Here is a 13,636-nt window from a genome sequence, read left to right as displayed (position 1 = left end):
GGCTCACTCCTCCGTGGGTTGGGAGTCGATGGTCAGCCGGTAGTGTTCCGCCGCGTTGACCAGCTCCGCGCGGCCCTTCCAGCGGGGCTCTCCACCATAGCGCACCGACATCCACTCCTTGTCTCCATACCGCAGGACCCGCTGGCCCGGGCCGTCCTCGAGCGTCCATCCTGGCGGGAGCGCATCCCGCACCGCGGGGGCGGGCCAGTAGACCCACTGGATGTCGCGCAGCACCGTCCGAGCCTGGAACTGCTCGGGCACCCGCGCGTCCCGCTGCTCCTCCAGCCGCTCACCGTCCCACTCCATGGTGAAGACCCGCTGGCCCAGCGCGAAGCCGGCCAGGCGCAGCGCCGCCGGGTCGACCTCCAGCAGGGCCTCCAGCGAGCGCGGGCCGCCCGGGTCCAACTCGTGGGCGAAGCTCAGCCGCTGCGTCAGGCTGACGCTGGCGCCGAGCGAGGCCGGCGGCAGGGCGAGCGCGGGCAAGGCCACCTCCGGCGCGCCCCGGCGCGGGGCCGGGGTGACGCAGGAGGCGAGCCCCACCAGGGCGAGGGTTGCGCTCAGGCCGCGCACAGCTTCTCGAGCACGCCGAGCCGGCGCTTGCTGTCGGCCACGAAGGGGTTCTCCTTGTCCCACGCGTAGCCGGCGAGGATGGCGGAGATCATCTTGCGCACCTCGGGCGAGGCGTTGGGGTGGAAGATGACGTCCTGGAAGCCGCCCTGGTACCAGGACTCGACGAAGGTGCGGAACGTGTCCACGCCGCCCTTGAGGGGCACCGCGTAGTCGGCCTCCCAGTCGACCTTCTCACCCGCGAACTCCCGGGCGATGCACTTCGCCGCCAGGCTCGCGGACTTCACGGCGATGGTGACGCCCGAGGAGAAGACGGGGTCCAGGAACTCGCCCGCGTTGCCGAGCAGCGCGAAGCCGTTGCCCCACAGCGACTTCACGTTGGCCGCGTAGCCGGTGATGGCGCGCGCGGGCGTGTCCCAGACGGCGTCCTTCAGGAGGCCGGACAGCGAAGGGTCCTCGGCGACGATGGCCTTGAGCCGCTCGGTCTCCGTGCCCTTGAACTGCTCCAGGTACTCGCGCCTGGCCACCACGCCCAGCGAGCAGCGCCCGTTGGAGAAGGGGATGGTCCAGTACCAGACGTGCACGTGCTGGGGGTGCACGGTGATGCGGATCTTGCTGCGGTCGAACGTGCCCGGCGCGACGCGGTCCTCCACGTGCGTGAAGAGCGCGCCGCGCACCGGGAAGTTGGACGGCGTCTCCAGCGACAGGAGGCGGGGCAGCACGCGGCCGAAGCCGCTGGCGTCGAGCAGGAAGCGGGCCTGGACGCGGTAGGGCTCACCGTCGGGGCCGCGCGCCGTCAGCTCCGGCGTGGGGCCGGAGACGTCCACGGACTCCACGGTGTGGCGGAAGCGCAGCGTGGCGCCCATGCGCTCGGCGGCGAGCGCCAGCACGTGGTCGAAGTGTGCGCGCTGCACCTGGTACGTGGTGCCCCAGCCCTGGGAGGACTTCTCGCGGAAGTCGAAGTCGGTGTACTTGTCGCCGCGTACGAAGGACGCGCCGTTCTTGTACTGGAAGCCCGCCTCCACGACGTCGCGGAGCATCCCCGCTTCCTCGATGTACTGCATGCTCTGCGGCAACAGGCTCTCTCCGATGGAGAAGCGGGGGAATTCCTCGCGCTCCAGGATCAACACCTGACGGCCTTGTTTGCGCAGGATGCCCGCCGCCACTGAACCCGACGGACCCGCCCCGATGATGACGACTTCCGTTTTTTCGATCTTCACGACACGTCCTTGCCTGATGGCAGTCTGCAACAGGGCGTGAACACCCAGATGGTGACTTCGCCCAACAACATGGTGAGTCCGAAGGAGCGCAGCGCCGGCGTGGCGGAGAGTCCCAGGAGTCCGAAGGAGAGCAGGGTGCTCACGCCCGCCAGCGCCACCGCGAGCCAGGCGGAGTTGTCCCCGGGGTGCTCCAGCATGAAGATGCCGTAGTCCACGCCCATGCCCAAAAGGAGCATGAAGCCGAGCACCGTGAAGAGCTGGAGCGGCTCGCCGACCCAGCCGAAGCAGGCCAGCGTCACCAGTGTCCCCAGCGCGGTGGGCACCCACGCCCGCCAGGCCTGTCGGCCGAAGCGCGCGACGAGCAGCAGCAGCACCGCGACGTAGCCCAGCACGATGAGCCCGCCCATGAGCCGGCGGTAGCGCTCCAGCAGGCTGGAGATCTCCCGCGTCTTGTCCACCCAGCGCACGCCCTCCAGCCCCTGTGCGGCATCGGCCACGCGCGGCAGCACGGACGGGTCATTGAGCCCGCGCAGCATGACGATGCTGAAGTGGCCGTCGCCCAGCTGGCCCAGCCACTGCTGGCGGATGGCCGCCGAGGCGGGGCTGGCCAACAGCCGCTCGGGGGTGAACACGTCGTCGGCGAAGCGGGCGCGCGTGGGGGCCTCGCCCGTGGCCTCGGCCACCGCGGCCACCGCCTGCGCCTCCGCGCGCGCGCTCAGCTCCGCGTCCGCGCGCTGCCGCGCCATGCTGGGCAGCCAGTCCGACACCGCGCGGTAGCCCGAGAGCACCTTCTGCATGACGAGCGGGTCCAGCTTCGCCTTGAGCGCGGCCTCCCGCTCCAGTACCTGCTCCGCGTCGTCACCGCCCACCAGGAAGAACTGGGCGGGGCTGGGCAGGCCGAGCAGGCGCCCCAATTCGCGCTGGTCGGAGATGAGGTGCGCGGGCGCGTTCTGGAGCTGGCGCACGTCGTCGCGCGTGCCCAGCCGCCACAGGCCGCCGACGACGAACAGGCCGAGCACCGCCGTGCCCACCCACCACGCGGGCGTGTGCGTGAAGCGCGGCCAGCGCGACAGCGACGCGCCGAAGCGGGTGGCGAAGGACGTCACCGGCAGCTCACCCGTGTCCAGCAGGGGGAACCAGCACGCGACGGTGAGGAACGCGGCGACCAGGCCCGTGGCGGAGAAGAGCGCCATCTGCCGCAGGCCGGGGAAGGGCGCCACGCCCAGCGCCAGGTACGCCACCACGCTGGTGGCGAGCGCCAGCACCATGCCAGGCAGGAGGCCGCGCATCAGCGGCCAGCGCTCCGAGGGCGGCCTGCCCTGGCGCGCGGCGAAGTAGTGGAAGCCGTAGTCCTCCGCCACGCCCACCAGGCTGGAGCCGAACACCAGGGTGAGCAGGTGCACCCGCTCGAAGACCAGGGCCGTGACGCTCAGCGCCACGGCGCACCCGAGCGCCAGCGACACGCCGACCAGGACGATGGGCCGCACCGAGCGGAACGTGAGCCAGACGAGCAACAGCACCGCCGCGAGCGAGCCGATGCCGATGGTGGACATCTCCGAGCTGGCCTGGGACGCGGCGGCCTCCGCGTACAGCGGCACGCCCGCGGACACCATCCGGCTGCCGGGCACCTGGGCCTCCATGGTCGCGCGCGCTCGCGCCACCGCGGAGGTGATGTTCCCCTCGTCGCCCAGCGCGAAGGCGGACACCTGGCTGTGCCACGCGAGCAGCACCCACTCACGCCCCTCGCCCGACAACCACAGGCGTCCATCCCGCGGACGCGCGGTGCTCTCCGATGCGCGCGCCGCCCACCAGTCGGGCCACAGGCCCAGCGGGTCCGCCTCCCAGTCCGTCAGCTTGGGGCCCGCGGGCTGGTACAGCTTCATCAGCGCGGTGCCGCCCAGCTCCTCCGGGCTCGCCTTCGCCAGCCACTCGCGCTGCGAGGCGGTGAGCAGCCTGTCGCGATAGGGGCGGTAGAGCTCCAGCGCCGTCTCCAGCGAGGACGCATCCAGCGCGGAGGCCTTCAGCGGCGAATCCTCGCGCGACAGCTCCGCCTTGACCACGTCCGCCGCGCGCTGGGCCGAGTCCCAGTCCGCCGCGCCCACCAGCATCACCAGCTCACGGCCGGCCTGGTCGGCGAGCTTGCGCGTGGCGGCGCCGACCTCGGGGGCCTGCTCGTCCTCGGGCAGCAGCGCCAGCACATCCGTGTCCAGGCGCGCCGAGCGCCAGAACCGGACCTGGTGCGCGCCCACGACGAGCACCACGAGCAGCCACAGGATGGCCCACTTATTTCGCAAGGCGTCCGGCTTCCGCGTCGCTGGGAGGAGGCGTCTGGCTCAGCTTGTCGAAGAGGATGACGCTCGAGTCGCCTCGGGCCTCCTCCAGTTGCACTCGCCGCACGTACTGGTCGCCCTCCAGGTGGATGCTCCGGAACACGCGCTGCAGGCCCGTGTCCGTGGGCGTGAGCGTCAGCTTCCAGCCCGCCGCGCCCACCAGCTCCCCCTCGACCTTGAAGCGCTTGGAGAGCGCCTTCACGTCGCCGGACAGCAGCGCGAACATCACCTCGTTCACCGCGGCGAGCCCCGGCTCCTTGCTCGCGTCCAGGTGGTACGCCGCCGCGCCCGTGCCCTGCTCGGCGCTCAGCGACTTGCGCGTCAGCGTGAGGGTGGAGGCGAAGGGCGCCTTCGTGTCCCACAGCACGCCCTGTTCGCGCGACAGGAGGAAGACCCCGCGCGACACCAGCGGCTTCTTGAAGCCGGAGACCGTCTTCTTCTGCTCGAAGTCGCCGCGCAGCAGCGGCACATCCACGAGCCGCTCGCGGACCTGGGACACGACGTCACGGGCGCTCGCCGCCGCTCCCCAGAGCAGCGCCACGAGCAGGAGCACGCGCTTCATTCGGGCTTCACCCCCAGCCGCTGCCAGAGCACCGGCGGACAGACGTACAGCATCTCCTTGGTGGCGATGGACACGGCGACCTGGATGGTGTGGGCCTGGTTCACCTTCTGGCCCGTGGCCGCGTCGCGCAGCACGTAGTCGATGCGCAGCCGGTTCTCCCACTCGGTGATTTCGGCGCGAATCCTGAGCGCCTTCCCGTACGTCGCCGAGCGCACGTACTTCAGCCGCATGTCCACCACGGGCCACGCGTAGCCGGACGCCAGCATCTGCGGGTAGTCGTAGTCGAACTTCGCCAGGAGCGCGCACCGCGCCAGCTCCAGGTACTTCACGTAGTGGCCATGCCAGACGACCTCCATCAGGTCGATGTCATGGAAGGGCGGCGTCAGCTCGATTTCGTGGCTGAGGTCAGGCTTCATAGAGCCTCCACTCACGGGCGCGGATGGCCCCCAGCAGCGCTTGCAGCTCACGGTCCAACGCGCGGTCCTCCACCACCAACGGGATTCGCTGCTCCAGCTCGGCCTGCATCGACGCCAGAGACGCCGTGAGATTCAAACCTTGAGCAACGCGTTGCCGCAGCGCGATTCCCTGACGCGCCGCGATGAGCATGGCGGCCACCACCTGCTCGGACAGCTCCAGGACGCGCAGGCAGTCGCGCGCGGCGATGGTGCCCATGCTCACCTTGTCCTGGTTGTGGCACTCGGTGGAGCGGGAGAAGACGGACGCGGGCATCGTCTGCTTGAGCGCCTCCGCCGTCCACGCGGACACGCTGAGCTGCACCGCCTTGAGGCCGTGGTTGATGGCCGCGCGCGGGCCCGTCGCCCCGGAGAGGTTGGACGGCAGGCCGTGGTTGTAGCGGGTGTCCACCAGCAGCGCGAGCTGACGGTCCAAGAGGTCCGCCACGTTGGCCACCGCGTTCTTCAGCCCGTCCATGGTGAAGGCGATGTGGCCGCCGTAGAAGTGCCCGCCGTGCAGCACCCGCTCGCTGTCCGGGTCGATGAGCGGGTTGTCGTTGGCGCTGTTGAGCTCGTTCTCAATCTGCGCGCGGAAGAAGGGCAGGGCGTCCTCGAGCACGCCGATGACGTGGGGCGCGCAGCGCAGCGAGTAGCGGTCTTGCAGGCGCTGCTCGTTGCGGCTGGGGCGCTCGGTGGCCAGGTCCTGCCGCAGCCTCGCGGCCACGCGCTGCTGGCCCACGTGCGGCTTGACGGCGAACAGGGCCTCGTCGAAGTGGTGCGCGTTGCCGGCGCTCGCCACCACGTTGAAGGCCGTCAGCCGCGTGGCCAGCCGGCTCAGGTACTCCGCGCGCTCCCACGCGAGGCAGGCCAGGGCGGTCATCACCGCCGTACCGTTCATGATGGCCAGCCCCTCCTTGGGGCGCAGCCTCAGGGGCGAAAGCCCATGCTTCGCCAGCACCTCGGCCGCGGGACGGCGCTCGCCCCGGTGGAGGACTTCGCGCTCACCGCACAGCGCGGCGGCCACATAGGACAGGGGCGTCAGGTCACCGCTGGCGCCCACCGAGCCCTCGGCCGGAATCAGCGGCAGGATGTCCAGGCGCAGGAACTGCTCCAGTTGGTGGAGCAGCCCCAGGCCCACGCCGGACACGCCCTGCGACAGCGACGCCAGCCGGGCCGCGAGCACCGCGCGCGTCTCCTCGGGGGTGAGGAAGCGGCCCGCGCCGATGCCATGGTAGGCGTAGAGGTGGTGCGGCAGCTCGGCCACCAGCTCCGGGGGGATGGTGACGGTGCACGAGTCTCCGTACCCCGTCGTCACCCCGTAGATGTGCCCGTCCTCGGCCAAGAGCCGGTCCAGGAACTCCGCGCCCCGGGTGATGCGTCCCCGGAACTCCGCGGCGGTGCTCAGCTCGGCTTCGCGCTCGCGGCGCGACAGCGCGGACACGTCCTCGATGGCGAGCCGGCTCCCATCGAACCGGACCGCGCGCTCACTCTTGATTCCTGGCGGAGACATTCGCCTGATCCCAGAAGGGAAAGAAGTTGAACCAATCGAACGGTGAGCGCTTCAAGAGCGCCGTCACCTGTCCGGCATAACGCCTGGCGTGCTCCGTCAGCGCGGGCACGCGCCTGCCTCTGGGCAGCTCGACCTTCTCCGCCAGGCACTCGAAGTGGATGGTGTATCCGCCGTTCTCGTGGATGCAGCCCAGCAGGTACAGCGGGCACTTGAACAGCGAGGCCAGCACGTACGGCCCCACGGGGAAGGCGGCCGGGTGCCCCAGGAACTCCACGTCCACCGTCTGGCTGGCGTTCACCGGCACGCGGTCCCCGGCAATCACCACGAACTCGCCCGCCGCCACGTACTTCTCCAGCGCCACGGCGGTGCCGGGCCCCATGTCCGTGACTTCCACCAGCTGGAACATGCTGTCGGGGTTGAGCCGCTTGAGCAGCCGGTTGAACTGCTCGGCGTGGCGGGTGTGCACCAGGATGTGGAGCTTCACCTCGCCGCGCTTCTCCGCCATGGCCCGGCACAGCTCCAGGCAGCCCATGTGCGCGGTGACGATGATGCCGCCCTTGCCCTGCTTCACGACCTCGTAGAACTGCTCGCGCCCCTCGGTGCGGACCTGCTCGAAGCGGTAGCGGCCGCTGACGGCGAGCAGCTTGTCGAGCATCGTCTCCGCGAAGGTCACCAGGTGCTTGAGGCTGTCCTTCCGGCCCGGCGTGTGGCCGATGGCGCCCGTGGCCGCCTGGACGCGCGTGAGGTACTGCAGCGACGCGTCGCGGACCACGGGGCGCGACAGCCAGTGGACGAACACGACGGGGTACAGGCACAGGCGGAACGGCCAGCGGCCCAGGAGCCGGTGGACCCAGTACAGGAGCCAGATGCCGAGCACGAACGTGCTCTCTCCCATCTCCGCCCAGTGCCGCGCCCTCATGAGGAGACCTTCCTCCAGAGGAGCAGCGGCAGCCGCGCCAGCATCCCGAAGAACAGCTTCGCGTGCATGCCGGAGATGCGCACGTTGTCCCAGAGCACGTCGAAGTGGGAGATGCCGTCGGTGGGGTAGCGCACGCGGGTGGGCTGGTTGAGGATGCCCATCCCCCGCCAGTACAGCCGCACCAGCACCTCCACGTCGAAGTCCATCCGCTTGCCGATGCGCACCTGGTCGATGAGCGCCACGGTGGGCGCCAGCGGATAGACGCGGAAGCCGCACATCGAGTCGCGGATGGCCAGGGACAGCGTGTTGATCCACACCCAGATGTGCGTGGCGTAGCGGCCGTACAGCCGGCCCTTGGGCACCGACTCGTCGTACACGGGCGTGCCGCAGACGAGCTTGTCGGGCGCGCCCTTCGCCAGCTCCAGGAAGCGCGGGATGTCGCCGGTGTCGTGCTGACCGTCGGCGTCGATCTGCAGCGCGTGGCTGTAGCCCGCGGCCTGGGCCGCCTTGAGGCCCGCCATCATCGCGCCGCCCTTGCCCTCGTTCTGGGGCAGGCGCACCACGGAGACACCGGACGCGTCCGCTTCCGCGAGCGAGTCCAGCACCCGCGCGCAGCCCGGCTCGCTGCCGTCGTCCACCAGCACGCACGGCAGTCCATGCGAGCGCACGGCGTGCACCACCGCGCCCACGGCCTCGCCGTGGTTGTAGACGGGAATCACCGCGCAGACCTTCATCCGTGGACCTCGGTGAACAGGATGCGGCCGCTCCCGTGGGTGCCGGCCTCGGAGGTGTACTTGAAGTGGAGGCTGCCCTTGGTCGCGCTCCACGTCAGCTCCAGCGTCACCTGCGTCTCGGGGACGATGAGCTGCTGGAACTTCACCACCTCCATGCGCAGGAAGTGGGGCGGCAGCGTGAACAGCTCGCGGGCGAACTGGATGGCCCATTCAATCTGCGCCACGCCGGGCAGGATGGCCTTCTGGGGGAAGTGGCCCTTGAACTGGGGCAGGCTCGCCGGCGTCTCCAGGCTCAGCACGGCCTTCTCCGGACCCTGCTCGAGCACGCGCAGGGGCGGCCTGCGGGAGTCGAAGAGGGCGGTGAGTGCCGCCTCGGTGGATTTGCCCTGGCTGTTGACTGGCATCGCCTCCAGATACCGGAATCGACGCGGAAGGACAGCAGGCTCGAAGCCGTGGGTCAGCTGTTCCCGCAGGGCCTGGTTCAGCGAGCGCTTGCCCTGTCCCGTGAGGAGCCTCCCGCCAGCGGCCGTGGGCACCGCCACCACCGCGAGCGTCACCCGCAGGCCCTCTTGCAGCGGCACCACGCGCGCCTCGGTGAGGAGCCCGCCCGCCACGAGCGTTCGCTCCATGGCGCTCAGCGACACGCGCTTCTCCTCGAGCTTGAGCAGGCGGTCCTTGCGCCCCAGCAGCTCGAAGCCCTCCGGCAGGAGCCGCGCCCGGTCCTCGGTCTGGAACCAGCCGTCCTCAGGCAGGTGCGGGGAGCGGACCGCGAGCGCGTCGTCCTCCAGGCGGACCTCCAGGCCCGGCATCAGCGTCCAGCCCGCGTCGTCCTCGCGCGAGCGCTGTCGCCACGCGATGCCGCCCGTCTCCGAGCTGCCGTAGACCTCCACCGGCGCCTGACCCAGGAGCGTCCGGCACGCGTGCAGCGCCTCGGTGGGAAGCGGCCCTCCGGACGAGTACACCGCGCGAAGGTTCCCGCGAGCGCCCTCCCACGCCAGCGTCCCGGGCAGCCGCTTGAGGTGGGCGGGGCTGGCCACGAGCACGGAGGGGCCCTTCGTCAGCTCCGCGAGCAGCTCCTCCGGATACGGCAGGCTCCGCGCGAGGAAGGGCCGGCCCGCCGTCAGCGGCCAGAGCACCCGGAACAAGAGCCCGTAGATGTGCTGATGCGAGACGGTGGCGAGCACGCGGGCGTCGCCGACGCGCGCGTCGAAGAGGCGGCCCAGCGTGTGGACCTCGCGCGTGAGCTGGCCCAGGTGCTTGTCGATGGCCGCGGGCTCGCCGCTGGAGCCGGAGGTGTAGACCACCAGCGAGCGCGCCCCCGAGGACAGCGGCCTCCAGTCGGAGCGCCGGGCCTCCTCGGGCACGAGCGGGGAGAGCGAGGCGGGGACCTGTCCGGCGAAGCCCTCCACCTCGCGCGCGAGCCGCTCCAGCGTGGCGGGCTGGAGGTCGGACGGCAGGTAGACACACTTCCCCGCGTGCCAGGCGCCCAGGAGCGCGGCGGCGAACTCGTACGTGTCCTCGAAGTACAGCGCCAGGCGCCGACCCTCGCGCCGCTCGAAGGCCGCGCGCCAGCCGGCGGCCCGGGCCTGGAAGGCCGCGAACCCCAGCACGTGCCCGTCCCGCAGCGCCACCGGGAAGTCGGAGGGGCGGCCGTGGGTGAGGAGCTCTTCGAGGGCGACGCTCTCAGCCATGGACGTGGCCCGCCCTCACGCGTCGGCGCACCAGCCACTCGCCGGCGAAGAGCAGCCCCATCAAGCCGTAGGAGATGAGCCCATTGTACAGCGCCCACGTGGCGTCGCTCGCCCACAGGGCCGTGGCGAGCGCGATGCCGCCGTTGACGACGAAGAAGCCGCACCACACCTGCGTCACCCGCCGCGTGTAGGCCACGCCCGAGGCCGGGAGCTGGGGCTCGCGCAGCCGCGCCAGCCGCTCGATGACGGTGGGCGGATACACCAGGCTGGTGGCGAAGACGGCGAGCAGCATCGAGTTCACGAGCACCGGATAGAGCTTCAGCGGCAGGGCGTGGTTGCCCAGCATGCTGGTGCCCGCGAGCACGAGCGCGAGCGCGGCGGTGACGAGCCACACGCGCTCCTTCGTGGCCACGGCGCGCAGGACGGCCATGAGCACCAGGGGTATCGCCATCCAGCGAGGCTCGAACCGGCCCAGCCCGCTGTACATCAAGAGCGGGTACGCGAGGCTCAGCACGCCGAGCAGCGCTGGACGCAGGTGCTTCACGCCGCCACGGATTCGTCGAGCAGGCTGTGCAGCGCGTCGACGACGTCCTGGATGGTGCGGACCGACTTGAAGACCTCCGGCGAGATGCGCTTGCCCGTCACGGGCTTGAGCTTCACCAGCAGGTCCACCGCGTCGATGCTGTCGATGTCCAGGTCGTCCCGGAGGCGGGCCTCGGGGGTGATTCGCGCCGGGTCGATGTCGAAGGTGTCCTGCAGGAGCGTGCGCAGGTTCTCGAAGAGCTGGTTCTTGGTCATGTGGTGCATAAGGGCCCCCTCGAATGAATGGTGGATGCTCAGGACTTGCGGTGGGCGCTCACGAAGGTCGCGAGGGCGCGCACGCTGGCGAAGTGACGACGGTTCTCCTGGGAGTCGCTCGCCAGGGCGACGCCATAGGTCTTCTGCAGCGCCAGGCCGAGCTCCAGGGCATCGATGGAGTCCAGCCCCAGGCCCTCGACGAACAGCGGCGCACCCGGGTCGATGTCCTCGGGTTTGACGTCCTCGAGATTCAAGGTCTCGATGACCAGCTTCTTTATCTCCTGCTCAAGCACCTGCATGACGTTGTGTCTCCGTGGAGAAGTAGTCGTGCAATCTCTCGGTGAGATGGCGGGCCGCGAGCGCCTCTCCGTGCGCTTCGTCGACCATGGACGCGACCTGGATGTCGTCCTGGACCACGATGGTGAAGTTCATCTTCGAGGGGGGCACGCGCCACCAGGGCAGGCCCTTGGTGAGGCTCAGCGGCTGGCAGCGGATGGTGACGGGGGTGATGTCACAGGGCCCGCGCACCGCGATGTTGGCCGCGCCGCGCTGCAGCTTCATGGGCCCCGTCACCGGCGTGCGGGTGCCCTCGGGAAAGATGATGAGGTTGTTGCCCGCCTTCACGGACGCGATGCACGCCTTGACCAGCTCCGGGCCGGAGTCGTTGCACAGGTAGCCGGTGGCCTCCACGGGCCCCCGGGTGAAGGGGTTGCTGGCCAGGCTCGCCTTCACCACGCAGTCCGCGTTGGGCACCAGCGAGATGAGGAACACCACGTCGATGAGCGTGGGGTGGTTGGCGAGGATGAGCAGGCCGGGGCGCGCGAGCTTCTCCACGCCCTCGATGCGGTAGGCGAGCACGCCCACCACGCGCATCAGCTCGATGAAGAGGCGGAACGAGTGGTGCACCGCCAGCCGGGCCAGCCGCGTGCGCCGGGGTCGGTCGCGCACCAGCAGCGACAGCAGCGGGAAGAAGAAGATGCGCAGGGCCAGCCCGCCCAGCCCGAAGGTGGCGAAGCAGAAGCCCGTGGCGAACACGCGCCAGTAATAGTTGAGGCGCTCAGACATCGCGTTCCCACCGCCACAGGCGCGAGCCCAGGACCCGCTCCAAGCGCGCGTCGCCCAGGACGAGGAAGCGCAGCACGGACAGCTCCTCCGGGAGCCCCTCCGGCGTCGGCGCGGGATGGACACCCTCCGCGGCGCCGCAGGACAGCCGGAAGCGCGGGCCGTCGCCCGCGGGCCTCACGCTGCAGGCCCAGGCGTGCGCCAGGGACGTCTGCTCCGGGAAGTGCTGGAAGGGCGCGGGGCGGGGCTCGTCGTAGACGATGACGACGACCTCCGGAGCGCCCTCGCCGAGCAGCCCGCACGCCTCCACGAAGGCGGCCTCCACCGTCTCCGCGCCCGCGGCCACCGCGCTCTGTGCCGTCAAATCCCCCCGGGCGATGGAGTACAGCCCGCCGATGGCGTTGTGCACCGACAGGCTGAAGGACGTGGGCGACAGCGGGGTGGACTTCGCGAGCTGCTCCAGCAGGTCCACCGAGCGGCCCATGTCCCCATGGCGGGACGCGAACACCAGGGGACACGCGGGGGCGTCCGCCTGGCACGTGTACGCCGCCTGGAGCGCGATGCGGCCCAGCCTGTCCACCCGACGGCGCATCATCGGCGGCATCTCCGTCAGGGGAGGCGTCCCCTCGGACGGGAGTGGATGGGGCTTGGAGAGCCAGGACCTCCAGGCGTCTTGCCCGAAAAGCCCAGGAGCCCACGCGGCCCAGTGGTGGACGGAAAAAACCATGATGGCGGGGAAGAAAGGCGGGTGCTGCCTGCGGCGGTCCTCTACCAAAGCATCATATACGAGACAATTGGCTCCGATGGGGCGTTGCCTCCGAGGACGAGACAGGGCACCCGCGCATTCACTCGCTCATGCTACGCCGCGCCCGCACCGGGCCGAGAGGGGTGGGGCGGATGGCGCGCTCGCATGGCCGGTGGGGAGGTGGCCGGCGCCCGCCCACGGGTCGATTCCGCGTCGAGGGCCCTGGGCCACGAGCGCGCGAGCGTGCCGTCCGGAATGGTGACGCCCCGTGCGCCGCCTCCAGACCCTGGGTGGTAGAGGGTAGGAGAGACCTCGTGGTTTCCCATGGTGTGATGACGACCCGGATCACCGAGGGACTGCGCAAGCGGCCGGACCCCGTGATTTCCGCCAGGGAGGAATCGACGCCGCGGGCCCCGCGCTTTCGAAGAAACCGGGCGGAGCGCGTTGGCGCGAAGCGTGCGCCGGGCCGGGATGACACGCGGGGCAATGACATACGGCGGCGGTCCGCTCCTCCCGGGCGACGGAGGCGGTCCCCGCGCGCCCGCATGCGCAGCTGTCCCGCAGTCAGGTGTCACGCGTCGGCGCGTGGCCGTCCCTTCGGGGCTCGTTGCCGCGATGCATGACCGGAGGCAGCTTGGCCGCTCCCTCGACAGCCCGCTGTGGGCCGCACGGGCCCCGGGCAGGAGCGTCACACCATGTTCCAGGTCCTCGCAGGCATCCTCGCCGCGGCGGGTGTCGCCGGTTCACAACCCGTCCCCGAGGCGCCTCCCGACGCCGCCCCGGAGCTGGCGCGGGCCTGCACCACGCTGACCGCGCCCGGGAACCGCCGGGCGAACGTCTGCAAGACGTGGACGGCGATGGGCGGTGGCGTCTATCGGGGCACGTGGTCCACCAGCAGCCACGCCAGCGGCACCCGGCTCCAGTTCTACGCGGACGGCTACGTCTTCAACGCGGCCTGGAGCGGCGAGTACTCGGGCGTCCAGCGCTTCCTGCTGCGGCTGTGCAACACGAGCACGGGGCGCTGCTCCGCGTGGTGGTAGCCGGCG

General features: G+C 70.7%; 15 protein-coding genes. 1 reads left to right on the top strand and 14 read right to left on the bottom strand.

Annotated features, from left to right (window positions below; all coding sequences use genetic code 11):
- Nucleotides 1-3 precede the first annotated feature (3 nt).
- The 14 genes from OWM54_RS03555 to OWM54_RS03490 are packed head-to-tail and all read right to left on the bottom strand — an operon-like array spanning nucleotide 4 to nucleotide 12,572.
- Nucleotides 4-570, bottom strand: coding sequence for a DUF3261 domain-containing protein (locus OWM54_RS03555; protein ID WP_223750181.1), 567 nt, complete (start codon nucleotides 568-570; stop codon nucleotides 4-6).
- Nucleotides 558-1,787: an NAD(P)/FAD-dependent oxidoreductase gene (locus OWM54_RS03550; protein WP_267696631.1), complete on the bottom strand. Its 1,230-nt coding sequence runs from the start codon at nucleotides 1,785-1,787 to the stop codon at nucleotides 558-560. The genes OWM54_RS03555 and OWM54_RS03550 overlap by 13 nt, the downstream gene beginning before the upstream one ends.
- Complete coding sequence (locus OWM54_RS03545) at nucleotides 1,784-4,081, bottom strand: MMPL family transporter (protein ID WP_267696630.1); 2,298 nt, start codon at nucleotides 4,079-4,081, stop codon at nucleotides 1,784-1,786. Before OWM54_RS03545 ends, OWM54_RS03550 begins: the two co-directional genes overlap by 4 nt.
- Complete coding sequence (locus OWM54_RS03540; protein WP_267696629.1) at nucleotides 4,071-4,679, bottom strand: LolA family protein; 609 nt, start codon at nucleotides 4,677-4,679, stop codon at nucleotides 4,071-4,073. The genes OWM54_RS03545 and OWM54_RS03540 overlap by 11 nt, the downstream gene beginning before the upstream one ends.
- The gene (locus tag OWM54_RS03535) at nucleotides 4,676-5,095 is read right to left on the bottom strand and encodes an acyl-CoA thioesterase (protein WP_046713096.1); all 420 of its coding nucleotides are present in this window, start codon (nucleotides 5,093-5,095) and stop codon (nucleotides 4,676-4,678) included. Before OWM54_RS03535 ends, OWM54_RS03540 begins: the two co-directional genes overlap by 4 nt.
- Nucleotides 5,085-6,641, bottom strand: a complete 1,557-nt coding sequence (locus OWM54_RS03530) for an HAL/PAL/TAL family ammonia-lyase (protein ID WP_267696628.1) — start codon at nucleotides 6,639-6,641, stop codon at nucleotides 5,085-5,087. Before OWM54_RS03530 ends, OWM54_RS03535 begins: the two co-directional genes overlap by 11 nt.
- The gene (locus tag OWM54_RS03525; protein ID WP_223750176.1) at nucleotides 6,616-7,560 is read right to left on the bottom strand and encodes an acyltransferase; all 945 of its coding nucleotides are present in this window, start codon (nucleotides 7,558-7,560) and stop codon (nucleotides 6,616-6,618) included. The genes OWM54_RS03530 and OWM54_RS03525 overlap by 26 nt, the downstream gene beginning before the upstream one ends.
- Entirely contained in the window at nucleotides 7,557-8,294 is a 738-nt protein-coding gene (locus tag OWM54_RS03520) for a glycosyltransferase family 2 protein (RefSeq protein WP_267696627.1), read from the bottom strand. The genes OWM54_RS03525 and OWM54_RS03520 overlap by 4 nt, the downstream gene beginning before the upstream one ends.
- Nucleotides 8,291-9,985, bottom strand: coding sequence for an AMP-binding protein (locus OWM54_RS03515; protein ID WP_267696626.1), 1,695 nt, complete (start codon nucleotides 9,983-9,985; stop codon nucleotides 8,291-8,293). The genes OWM54_RS03520 and OWM54_RS03515 overlap by 4 nt, the downstream gene beginning before the upstream one ends.
- Complete coding sequence (locus OWM54_RS03510) at nucleotides 9,978-10,529, bottom strand: hypothetical protein (RefSeq protein WP_267696625.1); 552 nt, start codon at nucleotides 10,527-10,529, stop codon at nucleotides 9,978-9,980. The genes OWM54_RS03515 and OWM54_RS03510 overlap by 8 nt, the downstream gene beginning before the upstream one ends.
- Nucleotides 10,526-10,792 (bottom strand): acyl carrier protein, encoded by a 267-nt coding sequence (locus tag OWM54_RS03505; RefSeq protein ID WP_223750172.1) that lies wholly within the window; start codon nucleotides 10,790-10,792, stop codon nucleotides 10,526-10,528. Before OWM54_RS03505 ends, OWM54_RS03510 begins: the two co-directional genes overlap by 4 nt.
- 29 nt (nucleotides 10,793-10,821) lie before the next feature.
- Nucleotides 10,822-11,082, bottom strand: coding sequence for a phosphopantetheine-binding protein (locus OWM54_RS03500; protein WP_046713101.1), 261 nt, complete (start codon nucleotides 11,080-11,082; stop codon nucleotides 10,822-10,824).
- Nucleotides 11,069-11,848, bottom strand: coding sequence for a lysophospholipid acyltransferase family protein (locus OWM54_RS03495; RefSeq protein WP_267696624.1), 780 nt, complete (start codon nucleotides 11,846-11,848; stop codon nucleotides 11,069-11,071). Before OWM54_RS03495 ends, OWM54_RS03500 begins: the two co-directional genes overlap by 14 nt.
- A complete protein-coding gene (locus tag OWM54_RS03490) occupies nucleotides 11,841-12,572 on the bottom strand; it encodes a beta-ketoacyl synthase chain length factor (RefSeq protein WP_267696623.1) in 732 nt (243 codons plus the stop codon). Before OWM54_RS03490 ends, OWM54_RS03495 begins: the two co-directional genes overlap by 8 nt.
- Nucleotides 12,573-13,285: 713 nt before the next feature.
- On the opposite strand from OWM54_RS03490, the gene OWM54_RS03485 reads away from it, so the two are divergent.
- Nucleotides 13,286-13,630, top strand: a complete 345-nt coding sequence (locus OWM54_RS03485; protein WP_267696622.1) for a hypothetical protein — start codon at nucleotides 13,286-13,288, stop codon at nucleotides 13,628-13,630.
- Nucleotides 13,631-13,636 lie beyond the last annotated feature (6 nt).

The sequence above is a fragment of the Myxococcus sp. MISCRS1 genome (genome assembly GCF_026626605.1).
GTDB classification, from domain to species: Bacteria; Myxococcota; Myxococcia; order Myxococcales; family Myxococcaceae; genus Myxococcus; species Myxococcus fulvus.
The sequence above is the reverse complement of the archived record's forward strand: the minus strand, read 5'-3'. Positions and strand labels throughout refer to the sequence as shown.

Bases quoted from the DNA above. Each gene is read 5' to 3' on its own strand.
- OWM54_RS03540 (WP_267696629.1), bottom strand. From the start codon at position 4,679: ATGAAGCGCGTGCTCCTGCTCGTGGCGCTGCTCTGGGGAGCGGCGGCG.
- OWM54_RS03535 (WP_046713096.1), bottom strand. From the start codon at position 5,095: ATGAAGCCTGACCTCAGCCACGAAATCGAGCTGACGCCGCCCTTCCAT.
- OWM54_RS03530 (WP_267696628.1), bottom strand. From the start codon at position 6,641: ATGTCTCCGCCAGGAATCAAGAGTGAGCGCGCGGTCCGGTTCGATGGG.
- OWM54_RS03525 (WP_223750176.1), bottom strand. From the start codon at position 7,560: ATGAGGGCGCGGCACTGGGCGGAGATGGGAGAGAGCACGTTCGTGCTC.
- OWM54_RS03520 (WP_267696627.1), bottom strand. From the start codon at position 8,294: ATGAAGGTCTGCGCGGTGATTCCCGTCTACAACCACGGCGAGGCCGTG.
- OWM54_RS03515 (WP_267696626.1), bottom strand. From the start codon at position 9,985: ATGGCTGAGAGCGTCGCCCTCGAAGAGCTCCTCACCCACGGCCGCCCC.
- OWM54_RS03505 (WP_223750172.1), bottom strand. From the start codon at position 10,792: ATGCACCACATGACCAAGAACCAGCTCTTCGAGAACCTGCGCACGCTC.
- OWM54_RS03500 (WP_046713101.1), bottom strand. From the start codon at position 11,082: ATGCAGGTGCTTGAGCAGGAGATAAAGAAGCTGGTCATCGAGACCTTG.
- OWM54_RS03495 (WP_267696624.1), bottom strand. From the start codon at position 11,848: ATGTCTGAGCGCCTCAACTATTACTGGCGCGTGTTCGCCACGGGCTTC.
- OWM54_RS03490 (WP_267696623.1), bottom strand. From the start codon at position 12,572: ATGGTTTTTTCCGTCCACCACTGGGCCGCGTGGGCTCCTGGGCTTTTC.
- OWM54_RS03485 (WP_267696622.1), top strand. From the start codon at position 13,286: ATGTTCCAGGTCCTCGCAGGCATCCTCGCCGCGGCGGGTGTCGCCGGT.